The sequence below is a fragment of the Avibacterium sp. 21-586 genome (assembly GCF_026226775.1).
GTDB lineage: Bacteria > Pseudomonadota > Gammaproteobacteria > Enterobacterales > Pasteurellaceae > Avibacterium.
This window is the reverse complement of the sequence record NZ_JAKKOD010000001.1, coordinates 973,129-997,030: the sequence shown is the minus strand read 5'-3', so window position 1 is coordinate 997,030 and position 23,902 is coordinate 973,129. Positions and strand designations below refer to the sequence as shown.

At 40.4% G+C, this 23,902-nt stretch carries 16 protein-coding genes, 1 tRNA gene, 3 rRNA genes and 3 pseudogenes; 12 read left to right on the top strand and 11 right to left on the bottom strand.

Going from position 1 to position 23,902, the window contains the following annotated elements; genetic code table 11:
- Positions 1-14: 14 nt before the first annotated feature.
- The 9 genes and pseudogenes from L5B71_RS04540 to guaB form a co-directional block, all read right to left on the bottom strand.
- Positions 15-804, bottom strand: a pseudogene (locus tag L5B71_RS04540) (helix-turn-helix domain-containing protein); the annotation flags it as partial.
- 79 nt (positions 805-883) lie between these two features.
- The gene (locus L5B71_RS04535) at positions 884-1,240 is read right to left on the bottom strand and encodes a tyrosine-type recombinase/integrase (RefSeq protein ID WP_265757197.1); all 357 of its coding nucleotides are present in this window, start codon (positions 1,238-1,240) and stop codon (positions 884-886) included.
- A gap of 28 nt (positions 1,241-1,268) precedes the next feature.
- Positions 1,269-1,508 carry a hypothetical protein gene (locus L5B71_RS04530; RefSeq protein ID WP_265757196.1) on the bottom strand — a complete coding sequence of 80 codons (240 nt, stop codon included), beginning with the start codon at positions 1,506-1,508 and terminating at the stop codon, positions 1,269-1,271.
- 239 nt (positions 1,509-1,747) lie between these two features.
- Positions 1,748-2,734: pseudogene (locus L5B71_RS04525) on the bottom strand (IS256 family transposase).
- Between the two features lie 359 nt (positions 2,735-3,093).
- A complete protein-coding gene (guaA, locus tag L5B71_RS04520; RefSeq protein ID WP_265757195.1) occupies positions 3,094-4,653 on the bottom strand; it encodes a glutamine-hydrolyzing GMP synthase in 1,560 nt (519 codons plus the stop codon).
- A 40-nt stretch (positions 4,654-4,693) separates the two neighbouring features.
- On the bottom strand, positions 4,694-5,584 hold the full coding sequence (locus L5B71_RS04515) for a DMT family transporter (RefSeq protein WP_442780733.1): 891 nt from the start codon (positions 5,582-5,584) through the stop codon (positions 4,694-4,696).
- 150 nt (positions 5,585-5,734) lie between these two features.
- Positions 5,735-5,860, bottom strand: a pseudogene (locus tag L5B71_RS04510) (glutamine-hydrolyzing GMP synthase); the annotation flags it as partial.
- Positions 5,861-5,868: 8 nt separating this feature from the next.
- Complete coding sequence (locus L5B71_RS04505) at positions 5,869-6,585, bottom strand: hypothetical protein (RefSeq protein WP_265757193.1); 717 nt, start codon at positions 6,583-6,585, stop codon at positions 5,869-5,871.
- Between the two features lie 31 nt (positions 6,586-6,616).
- Positions 6,617-8,080, bottom strand: coding sequence for an IMP dehydrogenase (gene guaB / locus L5B71_RS04500; RefSeq protein ID WP_265757192.1), 1,464 nt, complete (start codon positions 8,078-8,080; stop codon positions 6,617-6,619).
- A 174-nt stretch (positions 8,081-8,254) separates the two neighbouring features.
- Here guaB and birA point away from each other — a divergent pair, with 174 nt between their 5' ends.
- Positions 8,255-9,187: a bifunctional biotin--[acetyl-CoA-carboxylase] ligase/biotin operon repressor BirA gene (birA, locus tag L5B71_RS04495; protein WP_265757191.1), complete on the top strand. Its 933-nt coding sequence runs from the start codon at positions 8,255-8,257 to the stop codon at positions 9,185-9,187.
- Positions 9,188-9,249: 62 nt separating this feature from the next.
- Here birA and L5B71_RS04490 read toward each other — a convergent pair whose 3' ends face one another.
- Complete coding sequence (locus L5B71_RS04490; RefSeq protein ID WP_265757190.1) at positions 9,250-10,080, bottom strand: DUF5718 family protein; 831 nt, start codon at positions 10,078-10,080, stop codon at positions 9,250-9,252.
- Between the two features lie 139 nt (positions 10,081-10,219).
- The gene (locus tag L5B71_RS04485; RefSeq protein ID WP_265757189.1) at positions 10,220-10,558 is read right to left on the bottom strand and encodes a YegP family protein; all 339 of its coding nucleotides are present in this window, start codon (positions 10,556-10,558) and stop codon (positions 10,220-10,222) included.
- Between the two features lie 458 nt (positions 10,559-11,016).
- On the opposite strand from L5B71_RS04485, the gene L5B71_RS04480 reads away from it, so the two are divergent.
- The 11 genes from L5B71_RS04480 to csx16 all read left to right on the top strand — a co-directional run bounded on the left by L5B71_RS04480 (position 11,017) and on the right by csx16 (position 23,887).
- A 16S ribosomal RNA gene (locus L5B71_RS04480) occupies positions 11,017-12,557 on the top strand.
- Between the two features lie 98 nt (positions 12,558-12,655).
- Positions 12,656-12,731, top strand: a tRNA-Glu gene (locus L5B71_RS04475).
- 213 nt (positions 12,732-12,944) lie between these two features.
- Positions 12,945-15,843: ribosomal RNA gene (locus L5B71_RS04470) — 23S ribosomal RNA — on the top strand.
- A gap of 122 nt (positions 15,844-15,965) precedes the next feature.
- Positions 15,966-16,081 (top strand): 5S ribosomal RNA (rrf, locus tag L5B71_RS04465).
- The 16S, 23S and 5S rRNA genes sit together here with 1 tRNA gene alongside, the layout of an rRNA operon.
- A gap of 574 nt (positions 16,082-16,655) precedes the next feature.
- Positions 16,656-18,953, top strand: coding sequence for a type III-A CRISPR-associated protein Cas10/Csm1 (gene cas10 / locus L5B71_RS04460; protein WP_265757188.1), 2,298 nt, complete (start codon positions 16,656-16,658; stop codon positions 18,951-18,953).
- Between the two features lie 9 nt (positions 18,954-18,962).
- Positions 18,963-19,379, top strand: coding sequence for a type III-A CRISPR-associated protein Csm2 (gene csm2 / locus L5B71_RS04455; protein ID WP_265757187.1), 417 nt, complete (start codon positions 18,963-18,965; stop codon positions 19,377-19,379).
- Positions 19,380-19,397: 18 nt separating this feature from the next.
- The gene (gene csm3 / locus L5B71_RS04450) at positions 19,398-20,096 is read left to right on the top strand and encodes a type III-A CRISPR-associated RAMP protein Csm3 (RefSeq protein WP_265757186.1); all 699 of its coding nucleotides are present in this window, start codon (positions 19,398-19,400) and stop codon (positions 20,094-20,096) included.
- A gap of 14 nt (positions 20,097-20,110) precedes the next feature.
- Entirely contained in the window at positions 20,111-21,055 is a 945-nt protein-coding gene (gene csm4, locus L5B71_RS04445; RefSeq protein ID WP_265757185.1) for a type III-A CRISPR-associated RAMP protein Csm4, read from the top strand.
- Between the two features lie 3 nt (positions 21,056-21,058).
- Positions 21,059-22,615, top strand: coding sequence for an RAMP superfamily CRISPR-associated protein (locus L5B71_RS04440; protein WP_265757184.1), 1,557 nt, complete (start codon positions 21,059-21,061; stop codon positions 22,613-22,615).
- Complete coding sequence (gene cas6, locus L5B71_RS04435) at positions 22,615-23,535, top strand: CRISPR system precrRNA processing endoribonuclease RAMP protein Cas6 (RefSeq protein WP_265757183.1); 921 nt, start codon at positions 22,615-22,617, stop codon at positions 23,533-23,535. The genes L5B71_RS04440 and cas6 overlap by 1 nt, the downstream gene beginning before the upstream one ends.
- Positions 23,536-23,596: 61 nt before the next feature.
- Positions 23,597-23,887 (top strand): CRISPR-associated protein Csx16, encoded by a 291-nt coding sequence (csx16, locus tag L5B71_RS04430; RefSeq protein WP_265757182.1) that lies wholly within the window; start codon positions 23,597-23,599, stop codon positions 23,885-23,887.
- Positions 23,888-23,902: the final 15 nt, after the last annotated feature.

The window sequence follows — 23,902 nt, the reverse complement described above, 5'->3', positions numbered from 1 at the left end:
CTTCTACATTTTACTTTAGTTTTTGTATGCTCAATATCATTAATCACTAAGTACAGCTCGTAATCATGATTTTCGACCTTGCCACAATACTCGCTTCCCCTACCTGTTAAAATTCGCAATATTGGTAAGCCTTTTGACACAAAGAACGGTAACACTTTATCATTTAACATATCCGCAGCAGCAATTGCTGTTTTCATCGTGTAGAGCTTCGCAAAAGCAACCTTGCTATAAGTATCAACAAACGTTTGCTGATAAATACGTCCCACGCCTTTTAAATTGCCTACATAAAAGGTATCTTGTGAGCCTAAATAGCCAGGGTGAGCCGTCTCAATTTCACCACATGCAATATCACCGTCTTTTTTACGTTCTAAAGCTTGAACTTGGCTTTCACTCAGGATAATACCTTTTTCAGCAACTTCTTTTTCGAGAGCATTTAAACGCTGTTTAAAGTTAGCAAGATTATGACGTAGCCAAATAGAACGAACACCACCAGCAGATACAAAAATACCTTGCTTACGAAGTTCATTGCTCACACGAACCTGTCCATACGCGGGGGAAATCAAGAGCAAATTTTACGACTGCTTGCTCAACTTTTTCATCTACTCGATTTTTGATGTTCGGTACTCGACGAGTTTGATTCAGTAATGCATCAACACCGCCTTGTTCTACAGCTTGTTGATAACGATAGAACGTATCCCGGCTCATTCCCATCGTTTTGCAAGCTTGAGATATGTTTCCAAGTTCTTCCGCTAAATTAAGTAAACCAGTCTTGTGTTTAATGAGAGGATTGTTAGAATAAAACATGAGAGTTTCCTTTTTTGTTTAGATTGAATTTTAGACACTCATATTCTAAACGGGAAACTCTCATTTTTATAATGATTTGTCAGATCAAGTCTGATCTTCTACAATGTGTATGTTTGGCTTTCATTCGTTCTGCAGGAATTGTCCAGACTTTATGTTTGAAATCAATTTCATCCCATTTCGCATTAACGAGTTCGTCCTTTCGCACAAGGGTGAGTAAAATAAATTTAATCGCTTTTTTCAATCCAAAGTCCGATTGAGTTTCTTCAAGAGCGTTAAAAAATAGATGAATTTCGTGTGGCGTTAATGTTCGTTCTCGTTTTTTAAATGTGGCAATAGATAAATTAGCAATCTCATCTGCGGGATTACTAAATTTATGCCCACGTTGAATAGCATAACGATAAATGTTTACAATGAGATCTCGAACAAATATCGACACAGAGGGGGGCACGATCTTTAATTTTTTCTCAATGACAGCGAATTTCATCTGTGGTGATTTCGCTCATTAGTCTATTTCCAAAGGTTTCTTTAATATCTCGCTCGTATTTCGCAATGCGCAAAGCTTTTGTATTTTCAGCTAATTTAACATCGGCAAGATATTTTTCAGCAAAAACACAAAAACGATCAGCATTACGGATTTGATTGCATTCAACGCGCTTTTGGCTTGATGGCGAAATCCCCTCACTAACTTGTTTACGAGCAATCATCAAACGCTCACGAGCTTCAGCAAGATTAATCCCATCGGTACCATATTTACCGATTGTCAGCTTTTCTCGCCCGCCGTTTATACGCTAGTCATAGCGGAAAATGATAGTCCCTGCTACGGACACAGAAACATAGAGACCGTCTCGATCTGAGACTTTATATACTTTATCTTTAGGTTTAAGAGATTTGAGATACCATCCTCAAAAGTATGTCTTTTTGCAAGAAAGCTAGCATGGGCAGTTTAATTAAAAAGTACTGAATCTGCAAAACGGCTCAATGGGTAGCGGTAAGTCGTTTCACCCATATCAATAGCAACTTTACTCATCAGCGTTAACACAGAATCCACACTGGGCATACTGTTGCGTATCTTTAACACACGCTTAAATGACTTATTCAACCGCTCAATTTGATTGGGCGTATAAATCCTATTTTGCACCTCGCTTTCGTCATACAGATAGGTTAAATAATAACTTAGCTTATCCCCATCAGCCAGTATGTTAAGAGCTTTCGGATAGTATGTTTGGCTTAGCTGGCGTCTTTTCAGGTGCTGTACGCACTTCTGTACACGGCAGGCAAAGTGTTTTTCAATTGTCTGATCTAGCCCTTTCAAGTCATCGATGATAGCTAATTGAATCTGTTGTATGCCTCTGTCTTTCAAATCTTGGCAGATGCTGTCCCAAGTGCTGGCAGATTCTGTTGGGGCATTATAGATACCGAGCACCTCACGTGTCTTATCTGGCTTCACACCGAGCACAACATAGTACGCTTCGCTAGAGACGGTCTTACGCTTGGTTTTAATGTAAGTAGCATCCAAGTAGATGATAGCGTAATGACGCCCTAGTGGGCGTTCTCGAAAGGCTTTAATGTCTTCATATAGGTTTTCGGTGATGCGTGATACCGCGCTCTTGGAAAGTTTTTTGCCATAGATGTTTTAAGTAATGTCTTAGACTTGACAGGTGGTTAAACCATTGACATACAAATCAAAACACAGCTCATTCAGCATATCCTGCTGTTCTCTCATGATTTCTAGCTGGAGGGGGTTAAATTGTCCCGAATGGTCTCTGAGGATGGCAAGCTCAATCGCTTCATTGATATCCAGTCCGCGTAGGCTGCGGTAGCCATTAGCTTTGTTACCATTGCTGGTGGTTAAGATATCCTTGCGCTCGGCTTTCATGAGGCTGTTTAGTATAATGGATAATAGCGTATTGATGCCATTAGGTTTTTCGATAAACTCGTTACAAATGGCTTATAATTGGGTTGGGCTTAGTTGTAAAGTAGTCATAAGGTCTCTCTTTTTGGGGATTGTGGTGCCAAAACAATCTTAAAAAAATTTGAGAGACCTTTTTTTGCCTCCAAGAGGCACACTTTACGGGGCGGTATTAGATTTGATTTTTGTATCTGTTAGCATTTTACGTCAAATTTACCGCCATTAGATTGACGATATTGGTAATACTTTACCGTCAGAAATCCCGACAGAAAAATAAACTATTATGAAATGGTGTGAAATCAAATGAAATAGTAAAGCCCTGCAATTACAGTGCGTTACTATTTTTGAAATGAATTGAATAATGATGAAAAGCAGGGGGGTTATTCCCACTCTATTGTTGCAGGTGGTTTTCCGCTGACGTCATAAACCACGCGGGAAATACCATCTACTTCATTGATTATACGATTAGATATTTTGCCAAGTAAATCATAAGGCAGGTGTGCCCAATGTGCGGTCATAAAATCAATTGTTTCTACCGCTCTTAGTGAAACCACCCAATCATATTTACGCCCATCGCCCATTACACCAACGGATTTTACTGGCAAGAAAACCGTGAAGGCTTGGCTGACTTTGTAATACCAACCAGAATTGTAGAGTTCTTCGATAAAGATTGCATCTGCACGGCGGAGTAAATCGCAATATTCTTTTTTGACTTCACCTAACACACGCACGCCTAATCCCGGGCCAGGGAATGGATGGCGATTAAGCATTTCTGCTGGTAAGCCTAATGCTAAGCCGATTTTACGCACTTCATCTTTAAATAATTCACGCAAAGGTTCAACTAGGCCTAATTTCATATAATCAGGCAAGCCACCAACATTGTGGTGAGATTTAATCACGTGTGCTTTACCTGTTTTGCTGGCGGCAGATTCGATCACGTCAGGGTAAATAGTGCCTTGTGCAAGCCATTTTACACTGGTTAGTTTTTTCGATTCATCATCAAAGACATCAACGAAGACTTTACCGATCATTTTACGTTTCGCTTCAGGATCATCAATGCCTTTTAACGCATTTAAGAAACGATCTTCAGCGTCCACTCGAATGATATTTAAGCCAAATTTATCGCCAAACATTTCCATCACTTGATCTGCTTCATTTAAGCGTAACAAGCCGTTGTCCACAAAGACACAATGCAAATTTTTGCCGATAGCACGATGCAATAAAAGTGCGGTAACAGAAGAGTCCACACCGCCCGATAAACCTAAAATTACTTCATCATCACCCACTTGTTCTTTAATGCGAGCGACGGCATCTTCAATGATATTTTCAGGTGTCCAGTTGCGTGCACAGCCACAAATATTCACCACAAAATTGGTTAAAAGTGCTAAACCGCTTTTAGTGTGGGTTACTTCAGGGTGGAATTGCACACCATAGAAATGACGGTTTTCATCGGACATTGCCGCTATCGGGCAAGTTGGTGTAATGCCTGTAATCTTAAAGTGCGGGGGTAATTGGGTTACTTTATCACCGTGGCTCATCCAAACATCTAATTTGTGTTCACCGTCATCTAAATTGGCAAAAAGTGCGGTTGGATTTTGTAAAGAAACGGAGGCATAACCAAATTCACGATGGTCAGAAGTTTCCGTTAAACCGCCTAACTGCATCGCCATTGTCTGCATTCCGTAACAAATGCCTAGCACGGGTACACCAGCATTAAACACATATTCAGGTGCGCGAGGGCTGTTTTCTTCCGTGGTACTTTCAGGCCCACCAGAAAGGATAATCCCTGTCGGATTAAATTCACGGATTTGCTCTTCGGTTACGTCCCAAGCCCATAGCTCACAATACACCCCAATCTCCCGCACACGGCGAGCGATCAATTGCGTATATTGCGAACCAAAGTCTAAGATTAAAATTTTATGGTGGTGGATATTGTTCATTTTTTACCTTTAAAGTGCAGCCCCAATGGGCAAGAAAATATTATTTTTTTAATGCAATAAAGCAACCAAACATTACTAACAACATTGCGATGAGCTGTTGGAAAGTAATAGTTTCCCCTAATAAAATGAAACTGATGATAGCAGTAGAAATTGGTACAAGCAATTGTAGCACATTAAAAAACACTAATCCCTGCTGTTGTACAATATAAAAGGCTAAAAACATTCCTGCCATTAAGCAGTAAATGCCAGCAAAGATAAGTACGCACAGCATAAAAATACTGGTCTCATATAATTGGGTAATTACTCCGTTTTCTGTGGCTAGTCCTAAATAAATGATTCCAGATAACAGTGCTGTTGATGCACTGATGACAATAGGGTGAAGTTGCATAGCAACTTTTTTTACAATAAGATTTTGCAACGGTTGTACTATGATCCAGCCGATGAGAAACAAAATGCCTTTTGCCAAATCTTGGCTTTCGCTTTGTACTTGCCCGTAGAAAACGAATGCAAATGAGCCTGTTAATGCAATGGTTGAGCCAATATAAAAATAGGTTGAATGTAATGCTTTTCGTTCATCTTGAAAAAATAAAGCTGCCATTATGACCGCGACAGGCATCATAATAATGCCGAAAATGCTACCTGTAAGTGCAGTGGTATATTTAATTCCTTCCGTTGAGAGATAAATATTCCATACCATAATGATTGCAATAGCGAGCAAATTTAGGATTAATTTTGGACTTTTTATGATCAGTATAGTCTGTTGCTTGTATTTCCATATAACAATGGCTAAAAAAACAATGCCCGCCGACAATAGCCGGATTGCATTATTATTTAGAATATGAAAATGTAAACTTACATACCGAATAATAGGAAATGCGAATCCTATTGCAAGAGTATAAATAAAGGCAATAATATATCTATTATTTAACATATTGTTGTGCTTCTTTAATATAATTATATTTTTCTGCCCGATAATGTCCAAACATCTGCTTTGCTAAGGTTTATTATTTTCTTTTCAAAAACAAAATGTGGTTGAATTTTGTAAAGAAACGGAGACATAACCAAATTCACGGATTTATTATTCTGTAACGTACCAAGCCCACAGCTCACAATACCGCCCAATTTCCCGCACATGGCGAGTGATAAGCTGGGGATATTGCGAAACAACGTCTAAGATTAAAAATTTGTGATTGTGGGTGTTGTTCATATTATCCTTTATTTAAATAGATTAATATTTTTAAACCAGCTAAAAAGATTTTTTTTATTCTTTTTAACATGCTTTTCTTCAAGTGGAACATATTTGGAATTATCTATTTTTATCGAAAAGTCATAATCAAATAAATCCCATGCTATATTTACGTTTAGATACTGCATCGATAATTCCATCATCAGGCATTCAACCATAGAACGATATTCAACTTGCTCACCATTTTCTAAATCTAAAAACTCTCTATAGCTGTCCGATTCTTTTTCAGAGATAGTATAAATTTTGTTAGATTCTTCGTCATCATCAATATGAATAAAATAATGTTGTGCATTAAAATAAGGCTTCTCAATATCAAGCATTTCACCTATAAAAATAGGTGCATCATTATCAAAATAATCATATGCTGTTTTGATATTGTTATTTTTTTCATACAGGGCATATCCATAGTTATCCATTGAAGTAATGCATAAAAGGACAATGAACCAATCAAATATTATACCGCTTTCATCAAGAATATTCTCCCAACATGCTGGATTGTCCAATATTTTAAATACAGGAAAATTATATACGACAACAGTATTACCTCTTCGTTCAATCCCAATTTGCGAATAACCAATAATCTCATTTTTGAATAATGGATTAAAAAACCACGATTTTACTAATTTTATTAATTCATCATTGGTTTTTTCATATGGAAAAGCTATTGACTTTAAACGTGTACCCATATTATATCCTAATATTGATAGAGTTATATTTTTACCCCATTCTATAATTCGGTGCTTCTTTAGTAATGGTGACATCGTGGACGTGGCTTTCTTTGATGCCTGCGCCGCTGATGCGTACAAATTGGGCTTTAGTGCGGAGATCTTCAATAGTGGCACAACCAGTTAAGCCCATACAAGAGCGTAAGCCCCCCATTTGTTGGTGGATAATTTCTTTCAAATAGCCTTTATATGGAATTCGCCCTTCGATGCCTTCTGGCACGAGTTTATCGGCGGCATTATCGCTTTGGAAGTAGCGGTCAGATGAACCTTTGCTCATTGCACCTAAGGAGCCCATTCCACGGTAAGATTTAAAGGCTCTGCCTTGGAATAATTCGATTTCCCCCGGCGCTTCTTCTGTACCTGCGAACATTGAACCCACCATTACGCAACTTGCGCCGGCAGCAATCGCTTTGGCAATATCACCTGAATAGCGGATACCACCATCAGCAATCACAGGAATACCACGCTCTTTTAAGGCTTCTGCTGCATCAGCAATAGCAGTGATTTGCGGTACACCCACACCGGTTACAATACGCGTAGTACAAATTGAACCGGGGCCGATACCAATTTTTACTGCACTTGCTCCGGCATCAGCCAGTGCAATTGCCCCTTCAGCTGTGGCAACATTGCCTGCAATGATTTGTAGATTAGGGTATTTTGCACGAGTCTCACGCACACGTTGTAACACGCCCTCAGAATGCCCGTGTGATGAGTCAATCAGTAACACGTCTACGCCTGCGTTTACTAGCGCATCAATGCGTTCTTCATTGCCCGCACCCGCACCTACCGCAGCCCCCACACGTAAGCGTCCAAATTCATCTTTACACGCATTTGGCTTTTGCTCTGCTTTTTGGAAGTCTTTAACCGTGATCATTCCTTTTAATTTGAAGGCATCATCAACCATTAAAACTTTTTCTACACGATGATTATGCATTAATTCTAAAATACTTTCGCGCGATGTTCCTTCTTTGACAGTAACAAGACGTTCTTTAGGGGTCATCATTTTTTCCACGGTTTGCGATAAATCTTTTACAAAACGGGTATCACGTCCAGTAATAATACCAACCAAATTCCCCTCTTTATCTACAACAGGATAGCCTGCAAACCCATTCTTTTTTACTAAATTAGCGAGTTCAGCTAAGGTAAGATCTGGCGATACGGTAACTGGTTCTGAGACAATACCACTTTCAAATTTTTTCACCTTACGTACGCGATCGGCTTGGCGTTCAATGCTCATATTTTTATGAATGAAACCAATACCGCCTTCTTGTGCAAGGGAAATGGCAAGTTTCGCTTCGGTAACGGTATCCATTGCGGCAGAAAGCATGGGGATATTTAAACGAATGGTTTTGGTTAATTGCGTGGATAGATCGGCAGTGTTTGGTAGCACGGTGGAATGTGCTGGAACGAGAAGGACATCATCAAACGTGAGGGCTTCTTTTAATACGCGTAGCATAGCAATATTCTCTCTATTTAAGGAAAAATCCCTTTGGTTAATATTAAAAATGAGTAAAAAATATTGCGGTGAGATTATACAGAGTTTATGCTGGGTTGGGAATGGCAAACCGCAAATATTTTTTGTATTTAAAAAATTCGCTACTATTTATAAAAAGTTATAAAAGGAAAAGAAATGTTTGAGCTTTTGACCTTGTTGGCGGACGGTAAGAAAAATTCTCGCCAAAATTTGACCGCACTTTTACATTATGATGAAACGCAAATCAATGCTCATATTCAGGCGTTAAGCGAACAGGGCATTAAGTTTGAACTGAACGGTGATGAAATCCGGCTCAAGCCAGAATTACCCTTGCTTTCGGCAGAGAAAATAGAGCAACGTCTTGCACCGTATCCCGTTCTGGTCAAACCTGTGATTCATTCCACTAATCAATTTTTATTGGAACAGATTGAACAGCTAGAAAAAGGGCAGCTTTGCTTAGCAGAATATCAATACGCAGGGCGTGGGCGACGTGGGCGTGATTGGCTTTCGCCTTTTGCAGGGCAGATTATTCTCAGTGCTTATTGGACGCTTCCACCGCAGATTTCGCTGAATGGGCTGAGTTTAGTCATCGGCATTGCCATTGCAGAAACCTTGCAAGCCTTGGGCGCGCAAAGCATAGGGTTGAAATGGCCGAATGATGTGTTATTGCAAGGGCGAAAATTGGCAGGCGTGCTGGTAGAAATTGCTAATCGTAAGAATGGTTTGCTAAATTTGATTATCGGCATTGGCATTAATCTTGCCTTACCAAAACAAGCTAATATTAGTCAACCTTGGGCAGAATTACGAGAAATGCTACCGCATTTTGATCGCGATGAAATCATCATCGCACTAGTGCAGCGACTTTATCATTATCTCGATCTCTTTGAGCAAAAAGGAATGGCATTTTTTCATTCAAACTGGGCAGAATGGGATGCTTTTCTTAATCAGCCCGTGAGCTTAATCAGCGAAAATGCCAGTCAACACGGGATTGAGCGTGGCATAGATAGCGAAGGCTACCTTTTATTAGAAACGGAACAAGGCGTTGTACGATTTAATGGCGGTGAAGTGTCGTTACGGCGAAAAGCGTAAACGCCGAAAGTCTAAATAAAAGGGGAAGGCTGTTTGTGCTTCCCCTTATTATTCAAATTCCGTTAAATCACCTTCTGCACTAGGGCTGAAATATCTTCTGCAAAACGTTCTTGCTCAGCCATTTGCTCAATTTGCTGTGGCGAATATTTATTGCCGTTATACACCACCACAATGCTCACATCGTCAGGTTGCAGAAAATGGCTCGTGCCGAATTCTGTATAGCGTGTTGCACCAATGCTAATGATAGCTTGTGTTGGGCAATTGGCTTTTTTCAGCAAATCAGCGATATGATTCATCGGGCCAAAATCAGGCTGATTATTCATTTGCCCCACAATCCAATCGAGCAATTTTTGGTGAAAATAGCTGTATCCCAAGGCGGGGCTATCCACACCATAAGCATTCATCTCACCAGCTCGTTTATGAAAGCAAGCAATGCGATAACCATCAATTTCACTGCCTAAGGAAAAGGACGTGAGTGGAATTGTTGTTGTCGCTAAGCCCTTGGTTTCAGCTCCCCAGTTTTTCTTTTCACAAATTTTATTGGCATTAGGGCGGCGAATCGAACAATCGTTATAAGCCGCAAAGGCGTAAGGCAAAAGTGCGGTAACTTTTTCGTCAGAATATTGCACTTTACACAACAGGGCAATTTCAGGCTCAATCTGTAAATTATCCGCGCCCGCTTGCGGAAAACGAATATGCTCGGCACTTAACGGATTTTCTGCCAAAAACTCATAGTCGCCTAAATTCTCCGCTGGTACATAAAAAGGAAAAATCGCTTTGGGTTGATGGGTTTCTGCCGTTTTCACTTGCGCAAAATCCCTCGCTTCTCCTGCTTGTTCCAAATGCCCTGCAAAATTGCCTGCTACACCAAGGCCGATAATATTTTTTGTCATTTTCTTGCTCCTTTTATATTGATGCCATATCCAAATCCTACAAGGTTATAAGGAATTTTCAAGGGAAAATCGCGGGGGATTAAACGATCTATTATTTTGACAAAATAAAAGCGAGAAATCCTCGCTTTTATCTTTTAAATTAGGCAGTTAAATCTTTGATTTGAGTTGTCGGTGCGTTGTTCACTACTGATTTTACGCCATTTTTTGCCCCTTCTTTAGAAGCATAATATTGGCTGCGTCCGATTTCTTGATGATTTTTTGCTTTCAATACGAAATAAGGTTTGTCATTTTTTGTCGCGCGGAACTCAAAATTCGCCTCATCACTACCATTTTTCTGTACAGACTCAATGCCGTTTAGCGCAGACGCTTTGGTTTTGTACAATTCACTGGTCAAGATAATTTGCGAGTTCGCCGCATAAAGGTTAAACATAAATTGACCATCACTTGCTTTTTTCAATTCATACCAGCCTAAAGCCATACTATTTTCCTTCTTAATGAATCGTGGGATATTCCACAATTTGATCATAAGCCTTTTTTATGTTTTTTCAATGAATTTGTTAAATAGAAATCTAAGTTTGAGGAAAAACTTACTGATTTTTAACCGCACTTAGCCTAATAAATCATCGGTGTGATTTCAAAATAATCAGTTGCAATGATTTTTCGCATTATTTGCAATTTTTTTGCAAAAAGGAGTTGCAAAGATTTCGTAGATGTCTATAATATGCGGCAGACAACGACGCGACGTTGTAAAAGTAGACTGATACAAATCGCGTCGTTGTTTTTTGCTCTTTAACAATCAATCAGACAATCTGTGTGGGCACTTGTTGATACTGTGTAAATTAAAAGATTTATAAACGATAAGTGCTTAACTGAAATTCATAGTGATTTAATGTAATTGAATCATATAGCTTAGTTAGTGTACGAATTGAGAAGATTAAACTGAAGAGTTTGATCATGGCTCAGATTGAACGCTGGCGGCAGGCTTAACACATGCAAGTCGAACGGTAACGGGTTGAAAGCTTGCTTTCGATGCTGACGAGTGGCGGACGGGTGAGTAATGCTTGGGAATCTGGCTTATGGAGGGGGATAACCATTGGAAACGATGGCTAATACCGCATAGAATCGGAAGATTAAAGGGTGGGACTTTTAGCCACCTGCCATGAGATGAGCCCAAGTGGGATTAGGTAGTTGGTGAGGTAAAGGCTTACCAAGCCGTCGATCTCTAGCTGGTCTGAGAGGATGGCCAGCCACACTGGGACTGAGACACGGCCCAGACTCCTACGGGAGGCAGCAGTGGGGAATATTGCGCAATGGGGGAAACCCTGACGCAGCCATGCCGCGTGAATGAAGAAGGCCTTCGGGTTGTAAAGTTCTTTCGGTGGTGAGGAAGGTTGGTGTGTTAATAGCACGCTGATTTGACGTTAGCCACAGAAGAAGCACCGGCTAACTCCGTGCCAGCAGCCGCGGTAATACGGAGGGTGCGAGCGTTAATCGGAATAACTGGGCGTAAAGGGCACGCAGGCGGTGACTTAAGTGAGATGTGAAAGGCCTGGGCTTAACCTAGGAATTGCATTTCAGACTGGGTCGCTAGAGTACTTTAGGGAGGGGTAGAATTCCACGTGTAGCGGTGAAATGCGTAGAGATGTGGAGGAATACCGAAGGCGAAGGCAGCCCCTTGGGAATGTACTGACGCTCATGTGCGAAAGCGTGGGGAGCAAACAGGATTAGATACCCTGGTAGTCCACGCTGTAAACGCTGTCGATTTGGGGATTGGGCTTTAAGCTTGGTGCCCGTAGCTAACGTGATAAATCGACCGCCTGGGGAGTACGGCCGCAAGGTTAAAACTCAAATGAATTGACGGGGGCCCGCACAAGCGGTGGAGCATGTGGTTTAATTCGATGCAACGCGAAGAACCTTACCTACTCTTGACATCCATAGAAGAGCTCAGAGATGAGTTTGTGCCTTCGGGAGCTATGAGACAGGTGCTGCATGGCTGTCGTCAGCTCGTGTTGTGAAATGTTGGGTTAAGTCCCGCAACGAGCGCAACCCTTATCCTTTGTTGCCAGCACTTCGGGTGGGAACTCAAAGGAGACTGCCAGTGATAAACTGGAGGAAGGTGGGGATGACGTCAAGTCATCATGGCCCTTACGAGTAGGGCTACACACGTGCTACAATGGTGCATACAGAGGGAAGCGAGCCTGCGAGGGTAAGCGAATCTCAGAAAGTGCATCTAAGTCCGGATTGGAGTCTGCAACTCGACTCCATGAAGTCGGAATCGCTAGTAATCGCGAATCAGAATGTCGCGGTGAATACGTTCCCGGGCCTTGTACACACCGCCCGTCACACCATGGGAGTGGGTTGTACCAGAAGTAGATAGCTTAACCGCGAGGGGGGCGTTTACCACGGTATGATTCATGACTGGGGTGAAGTCGTAACAAGGTAACCGTAGGGGAACCTGCGGTTGGATCACCTCCTTAACGAAACAGGGAAGATGAGTGCTCACACAGATTGTGATGATTGATGTTAGACAAGAATAGCGAAACTGAATGTTGCGTAGAGATTACCTTTACATGTAGTCCCCTTCGTCTAGAGGCCTAGGACATCGCCCTTTCACGGCGGTAACAGGGGTTCGAATCCCCTAGGGGACGCCATTTAAAGCTAATTTTTTAGCGATTTGCTCTTTAACAATGTAAAAAAGCTGAAAACTGAAGAGACTTTCAAGCTGATGAGATGATGGGATGAGAAGACCATATCTTATTAAGTTGAAAAAGTCTGAGTAGAAGAAGACTTACTTGAACAAAAGCAAGTAAGCGTTCTCAACGAGAATGGATATAGCTTCGGGGAGAGAATCCTTGAGGTTGTATAGTTAAGTGAGAAAGCGTACAGGGCGGATGCCTTGGCAATCAGAGGCGAAGAAGGACGTGCTAATCTGCGAAAAGCGTGGGTGAGTTGATAAGAAGCGTTTAACCCACGATGTCCGAATGGGGAAACCCGATAGGTGAAGAACCTATCATTGTTTACTGAATAAAATAGGTAAACAAGGCGAACCGGGAGAACTGAAACATCTAAGTACCCCGAGGAAAAGAAATCAACCGAGATTCTGTGAGTAGCGGCGAGCGAAAGCGGAGTAGCCAGTAAGTGATAGTCATTGATTTAGGAGAATGAGCTGGGAAGCTCAATCATAGAGGGTGATAATCCCGTATCTAAAAAATTGGTGATGGTACTAAGCTTACGACAAGTAGGGCGGGACACGAGGAATCCTGTTTGAAGATGGGGGGACCATCCTCCAAGGCTAAATACTCCTGATTGACCGATAGTGAACTAGTACTGTGAAGGAAAGGCGAAAAGAACCCCGGTGAGGGGAGTGAAATAGAACCTGAAACCCTGTACGTACAAGCAGTGGGAGCCTGAAAGGGTGACTGCGTACCTTTTGTATAATGGGTCAGCGACTTATATTTTGTAGCGAGGTTAACTGAATAAGGGAGCCGAAGGGAAACCGAGTCTTAACTGGGCGAAGAGTTGCAAGGTATAGACCCGAAACCCGGTGATCTAGCCATGGGCAGGTTGAAGGTTGGGTAACACTAACTGGAGGACCGAACCGACTAATGTTGAAAAATTAGCGGATGACTTGTGGCTGGGGGTGAAAGGCCAATCAAACCGGGAGATAGCTGGTTCTCCCCGAAATCTATTTAGGTAGAGCCTTGTGTGAATACCTTTGGGGGTAGAGCACTGTTTCGGCTAGGGGCCCATCCCGGGTTACCAAACCGATGCAAACTCCGAATACCAAAGAGTAATGCACAGGAGACACACGGCGGGTGCTAACGTCCGTCGTGGAGAGGGAAACAACCCAGACCGCCAGCTAAGGTCCCAAAATCTATATTAAGTGGGAAACGAAGTGGGAAGGCTTAGACAGCTAGGATGTTGGCTTAGAAGCAGCCACCATTTAAAGAAAGCGTAATAGCTCACTAGTCGAGTCGGCCTGCGCGGAAGATGTAACGGGGCTAAAATATAGTACCGAAGCTGCGGCATCAGTAGTAATACTGTTGGGTAGGGGAGCGTTGTGTAAGCGGAAGAAGGTGGTTCGAGAGGATTGCTGGACGTATCACAAGTGCGAATGCTGACATAAGTAACGATAAAACGGGTGAAAAACCCGTTCGCCGGAAGACCAAGGGTTCCTGTCCAACGTTAATCGGGGCAGGGTGAGTCGGCCCCTAAGGCGAGGCTGAAAAGCGTAGTCGATGGGAAACGGGTTAATATTCCCGTACTTGGATAAACTGCGATGTGGGGACGGAGTAGGTTAGGTTAGCGTACTGTTGGAGATGTACGTTTAAGTTGGTAGGTGGGTGAATTAGGCAAATCCGGTTCACTATAAACACTGAGAGATGATGACGAGGCACTAAGGTGCTGAAGTAATTGATACCACACTTCCAGGAAAAGCCACTAAGCTTCAGGTTTATCTAAACCGTACTGAAAACCGACACAGGTGGTCAGGTAGAGAATACTCAGGCGCTTGAGAGAACTCGGGTGAAGGAACTAGGCAAAATAGCACCGTAACTTCGGGAGAAGGTGCGCTGGCGTAGTGTGAAGTTCTATACGGATGGAGCATGAACCAGTCGAAGATACCAGCTGGCTGCAACTGTTTATTAAAAACACAGCACTCTGCAAACACGAAAGTGGACGTATAGGGTGTGATGCCTGCCCGGTGCTGGAAGGTTAATTGATGGTGTAATCGAAAGAGAAGCTCCTGATCGAAGCCCCAGTAAACGGCGGCCGTAACTATAACGGTCCTAAGGTAGCGAAATTCCTTGTCGGGTAAGTTCCGACCTGCACGAATGGCATAATGATGGCCAGGCTGTCTCCACCCGAGACTCAGTGAAATTGAAATCGCCGTGAAGATGCGGTGTACCCGCGGCTAGACGGAAAGACCCCGTGAACCTTTACTATAGCTTGACACTGAACCTTGAATTTTGATGTGTAGGATAGGTGGGAGACTATGAAGCGGTAACGCCAGTTATCGTGGAGTCGTTGTTGAAATACCACCCTTTAACGTTTGATGTTCTAACGAAGCGCCTGAAACGGGTGTTCGGACAGTGTCTGGTGGGTAGTTTGACTGGGGCGGTCTCCTCCCAAAGAGTAACGGAGGAGCACGAAGGTTTGCTAATGACGGTCGGACATCGTCAGGTTAGTGCAATGGTATAAGCAAGCTTAACTGCGAGACAGACAAGTCGAGCAGGTGCGAAAGCAGGTCATAGTGATCCGGTGGTTCTGAATGGAAGGGCCATCGCTCAACGGATAAAAGGTACTCCGGGGATAACAGGCTGATACCGCCCAAGAGTTCATATCGACGGCGGTGTTTGGCACCTCGATGTCGGCTCATCACATCCTGGGGCTGAAGTAGGTCCCAAGGGTATGGCTGTTCGCCATTTAAAGTGGTACGCGAGCTGGGTTTAGAACGTCGTGAGACAGTTCGGTCCCTATCTGCCGTGGGCGTTGGAGAATTGAGAGGGGCTGCTCCTAGTACGAGAGGACCGGAGTGGACGCATCACTGGTGTACCAGTTGTCTCGCCAGAGGCACTGCTGGGTAGCTAAATGCGGAAGAGATAAGTGCTGAAAGCATCTAAGCACGAAACTTGCCTCAAGATGAGTTCTCCCAGTCTATAAGGCTGTAAGGGTTGTTTGAGACTAAGACGTAGATAGGCTGGGTGTGTAAGCGGTGTGAGCCGTTGAGCTAACCGGTACTAATTGCCCGAGAGGCTTAACTATACAACGCTCAAGGGTTTTGGCTTGTTTTTGATTGAGAAGGAAGAGTAAGAATACTTAGTGAGATAACGAAATAATAGAAGTTATGAACTAAGAGAAAGGACTTAAAGAATAGAAAGAATTATCTTGGCGGCGTTAGTGCAGTGGACCCACCTAAATCCATGCCGAACTTAGAAGTGAAACGCTGTAACGCCGATGGTAGTGTGGGATATTCCCATGTGAGAGTAGGGCACCGCCAGGTATTGAATGAAGAAGAACGCCATTGAGGGAACTCGGTGGCGTTTTTTTTGTGTGGTTAAGATAGAAATGGGGGGAAGCACTCAGTATATCCTTGGGGGAAATGATAGACTACCGTTGTTGGTTGGTGAGAGTGAATCTAAAAAATAATTCAAAACCGACCAGACTTCAACTAAGTGTAGTTGAAGTAGAACCACGTGAAACGAGATTGGGAACTTATCCGGAAAATTTTATTAAAGCTTGAGTAAAAGGTAGATGATATACTGTTAGATAGTGATTCTGAGAAATGCGTGTTTACGGTGCCATAAGATTAAAAAGCAATATTATTAAAACTATAGTGAAATGCGCATAGCAATCAATCTACCATACAAATAAATTTACACTCACTTTGACTTCAAACATTTTTATCATAAGGTTACGATTCGGCATATTCAAAAGCGAAAAGGAAAAAGTAGGTGGAATCTCACCGTAGTTCTTTGCGTCAGATCAGATTAGTTCTATTTTTACAAATTTGTAATTCTTTCTAAGGGAAAGCTATTGTATTATATTTACACAGGTTTCACTAATTAGGAGTAGATATGTCATTAGAAAATGCTTGCAAAGTGGCTTTTGCGTGTTTAATGCAAGGCTTAAAAGAATTTGCACCTCAGCACAATTTATCTGCAATGGATAAATATATTCCCACCTTTTTTTCTCTTAATGATTTGCAATTTCGTGAAGAAATCAATATAGCAAATGAAATTGCACTTGGCTCACATCAGCTAAAATTAGCTAATTTTTCATTACTGAAAACATTGTTTGAAAATATCCAACTAACAGCAGCAAAGAAAAATCAAATACAGAAAAAAGAGGCATATTATTATCCAATTCACTCACTCACTGCTGATGCGATTTTTCCAACACCTCATAAACCTAAAAATGATCTAGATCAGAAAAAAAATTCATTATGGCAAGATTTTTTACAATCATTGGGTAAAATTCCTGTCTCTCACCGTGAAAATTTGCCTCTATGGTTAGATCATTTTGATACAGCATTGCAATGTTTTATGACAAATGTACCGTCGAGTTATACTGAGGAACTTTCTCTTTATGACCAATTAAAAACAAGTACTGCAATTGCAACAACTTTAGTATTGATCAAAGAAAATAAAGAGGATCAACCGTTCTTATTAATTCAAGGTGATTTTTTTGGTATTCAAGATTTCATCTTTTCAGGTGGACGAGAAACGAATAAACGTGCAGCAAAATTATTGCGTGGACGTTCGTTCCAAGTTTCCTTATTTACTGAATTAGCTGCATTAAAAGTATTAGAGGCTTGTGAATTGCCAAGCACCAGTCAATTAATGAATGCTGCAGGAAAATTTTTAATTATTGCACCAAATTCAGAGAAGGTAAGAAATGCGATTAATGCAGTTCAGAATGAGTTAAATCAATGGTTTATTGAAAATACCTATGGATTAATCGGGCTAGGGCTTGCTATTAAATCGGCATCAAGTGCGGACTTTTTTGCAGAAAATTTTAGAACGTTACGCAATAGCTTATTTAAACAGCTTGAAAGAACGAAATTACAACGTTTGGATTTAACTGAAAGTACGCAAAGTGTGCAGAATGTGGCGTATCCTTTTGGTGAGTGTAAATATAATAGTAATTTCCCCGCTCAGGATAATCAGCAACAGGCATCTGCTATTTCGTTGGATCAGATTAGTATTGGCGAGAATCTAGCTAAAAAACATCGTGTGATTATTTGTGATCGTCAATCAGCCATTTATCAAGATACAGACACCAATAAATTAACTGTTCCATTATTTGGCTATCATATTATTTTTACATCTAATGAAGAGATTACTGGCAAATTTGGACAGCCAGCAAGAACACAGCAAATTAAGCGTTTATGGGATTTTGAGCTTCCTAAAAAGACAAGTGATTCATTGTGGAATGGCTATGCCCGCCGCTATATTAATGCGTATATTCCTTACTTTACAGAAACAGGTGTAGCAAATAAAGATAAATATAAAATAGTAGAGGAAGAAAATCTTAAACATTATTCTGATGCGATTAAAACCTTTGATTATTTAGCTTGTGAAGATCGTGTAAGCGATAAAGAAAAAGAAGGTTATATTGGACAAGCCGCACTAATGACATTAAAAGGGGATGTGGATAATTTAGGTTTAATCTTCCAATCTGGATTAGCACAGCCAAATTTTGCCAAAATGGCCGCACTTTCTCGTCAGATGAACCAGTTTTTTAGTTTATGGTTGCCAGCATATTGTGCTGAATATAATCCAAATATGTACACCGTATTTGCGGGGGGAGATGATTTCTTCCTAATAGGTCCTTGGCATTCAACGCAAAAATTAGCTTTCACAATGCAGCAATATTTTACTCGTTATGTTGTACACAACCCTGATATTCACTTTTCAGCTGGTATGGTGATGACAAAAGTTGGAACGCCAGTACATCGTTTAGGTGAAATGGCGGAAGAAGCGTTGGAACAAGCGAAAAAAGTAGATGGAAAAAATGCAGTAACGATTTTCCAAACTTCTTTAAGCTGGCAAAAATGGGCTGAATTAACTGATTTAGAGGGAAATATTGAAACATTAGCAAATACATATCGAATTTCAACATCGTATCTTTATTCGCTGATTTATTTTGCAAAACAAGCTCAGAATTCGGAAAAGAATTTAGAAAATACAATGTGGCGTAGCCGTTTTTATTATCGTACGGTACGTTATGTGGTTGATAAACTGGACAAAGAGGTAAGAGAAACTGCATTACAAAAAATTACTCAAACATTGGGAGAACAAGGTATTGAAAAGCATAAATTAGATTTTATTGTGCCGCTATTTAACTATTTTTATAAACTTCGCAACAATTAAGGACTGACTATGATAAAAGAAATTGAAAAAATTACCTTTGGCGCAGGAAAGCCTGCCACTATTTTTTCTGATATTGCGGATAAATGTGCAAAATCAATTCGAATTGATGAAAATAGTGAAAGAGTTAAAGGAAAGAACAAAACGACACAAATTCGTAAGTTTTATGATGAGTTGGCGATTTGGAACGAACGAGTTCAGCAAGCGAAAGACCCAGAAATCAAGTTTGAGGAATTGGTTCCTTTTATCAAAATGCTAAAGGCGAAGGTCGCTTATGCTAAAGGAAGAGATCATATTGATCAAAGTTTTGTTGATGTATTCAATAAAGTGATTGATCAGGCAAATGATCGAGAAACTTTGCGTGATGCAAAATTGTTTATGGAAGCAGTAATTGGTTATTGCAAATTATATGAAACAACGAAGAACTAATAGTTAGGGAGAGGAAAAATGAAATTGAATAATATTGTTGAAATTAAAGCAACATTAGTTTTAAAAACGGGCTTACATATTGGGTCTGGTGATAGTGAAATGCATATCGGTGGGATCGATAATCCAGTTATCAAAAATCCAATTACTCAACGACCTTACATTCCTGGTTCTAGCTTAAAAGGAAAAATTCGTTCTTTATTAGAATGGCGTAGTGGCGCAGTAAAAGATAAGCCATTATCGATTTCAGATAGTAAAACAGCAGCTCAGCCTGAAATGGTGAAAGATATTTTACGTTTATTTGGTATTAATGCAGATGCTAAGAATGAACAAGATATTGTGAAAGAAATCGGTGTTGCACGTCTAGGTTTCTGGGATTGTGAGTTTACGCCAGATTGGCAAGCACATTTAGAACAAAATAATCTTCCAGCAACAGAAGCAAAATTTGAGAATACGATTGATCGTATTACTTCTACAGCAGGTAACCCTAGACAAACAGAACGTGTTCCTGCAGGAGCGAAGTTCGAGTTTAAAGTCACATTGCGTCAGTTTGAGCAAGATTCGGATAAACTTGTCGAGCTTTTCCTAAAAGGTTTGCGTTTATTAGAACTAGATAGTTTAGGTGGAGCGGGTTCTCGTGGTTATGGAAAAGTAGCGTTTGAACATTTAATGGTAGATAATAAACCCGTTAATTTGGAAGAAATTAATCCATTTGCATAATTAAGGCGGATTGAATGAAAACTTATCGTTTTACGTTACGTCCAATGAGTGCATTTGGAACGCCTCTTATGGGAGATACGCTCTTTGGGCAGTTATGTTGGGCAATTGTGCATCGATTTTCTTCAGAAAAATTGACCGTACTTTTGCAAGGCTATGACAATCAAAAGCCATTTATGGTGGTATCCAATGCAATGCCAGTAGGCTATATTCCTATGCCAGTGCTGCCATCCGGTTTATGGTATCAAAAGCTTGATGCAGATCGTAAAAAATTGAAAAAACTAGCTTGGATAAAGGCCGATAGCATTGCTTCACACGCCGTAAATCAATGGCAAGGAATTGCATTTCATCAGCAAGAAAAGCAGGTTGTAAGTTCGGGAATTGAGTATGAGCAATTACATAATTCGATTAATCGACAAACACAAACAACAGGAGAAGATGCTTTTGCACCTTTTGCAACTTCTCAAGTGCGGTATGAAAATGGTACAGAATTTGATTTATATATAGTTCTAGATGAACAGCGTTTTAGCCTTTCAGATCTTCAATTAGTGTTGCAGGATATCGGTCAATTTGGCTATGGAAGAGATGCTTCAACAGGGCTAGGGAAGTTTATTTTAACTGACCAACCACAACAAGTTGATTTTTCTAATCCAAAAGCCAATGCGTATTTAACCTTAGCGAATACTGCGCCACAAAATTTAGGTTTAGATAAATCACACTGTTTTTATCAATTAACCACGCGTTTTGGCCGCCACGGTAGCCTGGCGGCATTAGATGAGAACCCTTTTAAAAAACCGATTATTCTTGCAAAAGCGGGGGCTATTTTTACCCCAGAACAATGGACTGAACGCTCGTTTTTGGGAAATGGATTGACAAGCGTATCCTTTAGCCAAGCAAATGCGGTACATCAAGGTTATGCTCCTGTTATTTCTGTTGAACTTGATTTTACCGATAAGGAATAAGTGATGACAAAAGAATTTATGCACACTCATCAAATTTATCTTACACCGCTCAGCCCAATACATATTGGCTGCGGTGAGGATTTTGAGCCGACAAATTATGTAATAGATAACCAAATTCTTTACCATTTTGAACCAAGCAACTTATGTTTAGTTAAAGAAAAACGCGATGAATTATTGAATTTAACAAAACAAAGTAATTTGTTAAGAATTCAAAGCTTTTTTAAAGCAAATGCAAAAAGTGCGGTTAATTTTTCTCATTATTTTGCTAACGTTGCGAAGGGGGTTGCCTCCGAATGGGAGAACCGTATTGGAAAAGTTGCACAACGTGAAAGCAATGGAAGGGAGGTGGTTGCAAAACTTGCTATTGAACGCACAAGCTATTTACCTTACGAGCATAATGCCTATATCCCAGGAAGTAGTTTTAAGGGCGCATTGGCAACAGCAATTTTAGATCTTGCGCATAAAAAATCAGGCGCCCCAAGATTAGAGCGTAAAGAAAATCTTATCAAAAAGTACATTGGAGAATTTAAGGAAAGTGAGCTAAGAACCGTTAAATTTGGTGATTTTGTTCCATTGAAAGGAATTAATAGCAAAATCTATTTTTGTCTTAATTTTAAAAAGAAACCTACCGAAAAAGGGATTTTAGGGCGTGGGATTAGCTTGCGAAGAGAAACCATTGTATCGGGACAATATCGTGCATTTCAAAGTGATTTAGCTCTTTGGGAAAATAAACATAAGCGGACTTCTGCTTATGAGTTAAATGAAATTTTTGATATTTTAAATGATTACTATGTGCCAATTTTTAACGAGGAATGCGAGCGATTAATTGCCAATGGATTAATCAATCGTCAGTGGGTATCCTCTGTTCAGAGTTTATTTAATAGCAAGAAAATTGCCCTAATTCGTTTAGGAAAAAATGGCGCAGATAGCAAAGTTTTACGCAATACAGGAACTGCTCAAATAAAAATAATGCAAGGGCGTGGGAAATCTATCCAAAAAGATCGTTCTACCACATTATGGCTTGCTGGAGAAACTAGTCAGCAAACGAATGATTTGCTTCCTTTCGGTTGGGCTTTATTGGAAATTAACCACGGACAAGAAAATGAGAAATTGAAACAATGGTGTGAACAGCAAACGTTGGCAAATCACATTATTGATAAAGCAGTGTTGATCGAGAAGCACCATACAGAGCAACAAAAATTAAAACAGCTGTACGAAGAAGAACAAAATCGTATTCAGGAAAGGGCAGCACAACGCTTAGCGGAAGAACAAGCAAAATCAAAATTATTGAGTTCGGCGAGTGAAAATCAGCGTTTAGTGTTGAAGTTTGTAGAGAAATTACAAAATACAACAGAGCGACAAATCGACACATCAGGCTCACCACTGCTTAAAGAAGCTCAAGCATTACTGGCTTTAGCCACAGAATGGAATGAAACGGAGCAACAATTCGTTAAAGAAAAAATCACCGTAGATTTATTAAAAAGCAAAGTTGACTTTAAGAAAAAAGATACGGAAAAAAATCTGAAAAAACTACTGAATAAATTGGTGAGTGCAGGTTAATGGTGCAGTTAGAAAATTTCCCTGTTGCTCGTTATGAACTGCAATTTCAGGTAACTCAACCCTTTGAGTTGCCTGATTATGCAGGTTCAACATTACGTGGTGGATTTGGGCGAGCGTTACGCAAAATTTGTTGTATGACAAAATTGGAAGATTGCAAAACGTGCCCCTTATATCGTACTTGCCCTTACACCAATATTTTTGAAACGCCAGCTCCTGAAAGTCATCAAATTCAAAAATTTAGCCAAGTACCCAATGGTTATATTATTGAACCACCTTCGTGGGGAAGAAAATATTATCAAATAGGGGACGTTTTACGTTTTAACCTTGTGTTAATGGGCAAATTAGTTGAACAATTACCACTGATCACCTTTGCGTTTAAAAGAGCTGGGGAATATAACATTGCAGGTGGAAAAGCGGCGCTTTCAGCATTATCTTTATTAGCAGAAAAAGAGAGTATTCCTATTTTGCTAGACGATAAAATTATTGAACATTCAACAATGCTTGCATCTCCTAAAAAATTTTCTACCAATTTAGATCTTGAAATTTTGACACCATTGCGCTTGCAAGAAAATGGTAAACCTCTGACGGATAAAACGATCAGCTTAGAGCGTTTTTTAATTAGTTTAGCAAAACGTATCGCCTTGTTATGCGAGTTTCATTATCAGCCACTGAATTTAGATTTTGACAGTTTAATCGCAAGTATTCCACAAATCACACAAAGTCGAAATTTAAAATGGCGAGATTGGGCACGTTATTCTTCACGGCAGCAGCAAAAAATGAAACTTGGTGGGCTTGTTGGGCAGTGGTATTTGCAGAATGTACCGGAAGATTGGGCTAAATTATTATATCTTGGTCAGTGGTTGCATAATGGCAAAAATACAACTTTTGGCTTAGGCAAATATAAAATTACAAATTTGTAAAATTAATAATAGAAAAAAATGTTCGATAAAATCACCGCACTTTAATTATTGGAGAATAAAAATGGCAGTATGGTTTATTTCTAGACATCAAGGTGCGATTGACTGGATTCAACAACAAGGAATTCATATCGATCATTTTATTGAACATTTGGATCTTGATGCTATTCAAGCAGGAGATACTGTCATTGGCACATTGCCTATCCATCTTGCAGCACAAGTTTGTGAGAAAGAGGCGGCTTTCTATTTTTTATCGGTTAATGTTCGCTTTGAACAACGCGGAACAGAACTAACGGCTGAGGAATTAACGGCACAAGGTGCGCGTCTTATTCCCTATCATATTCAACAACTGTAATTATTAAGGAAATTG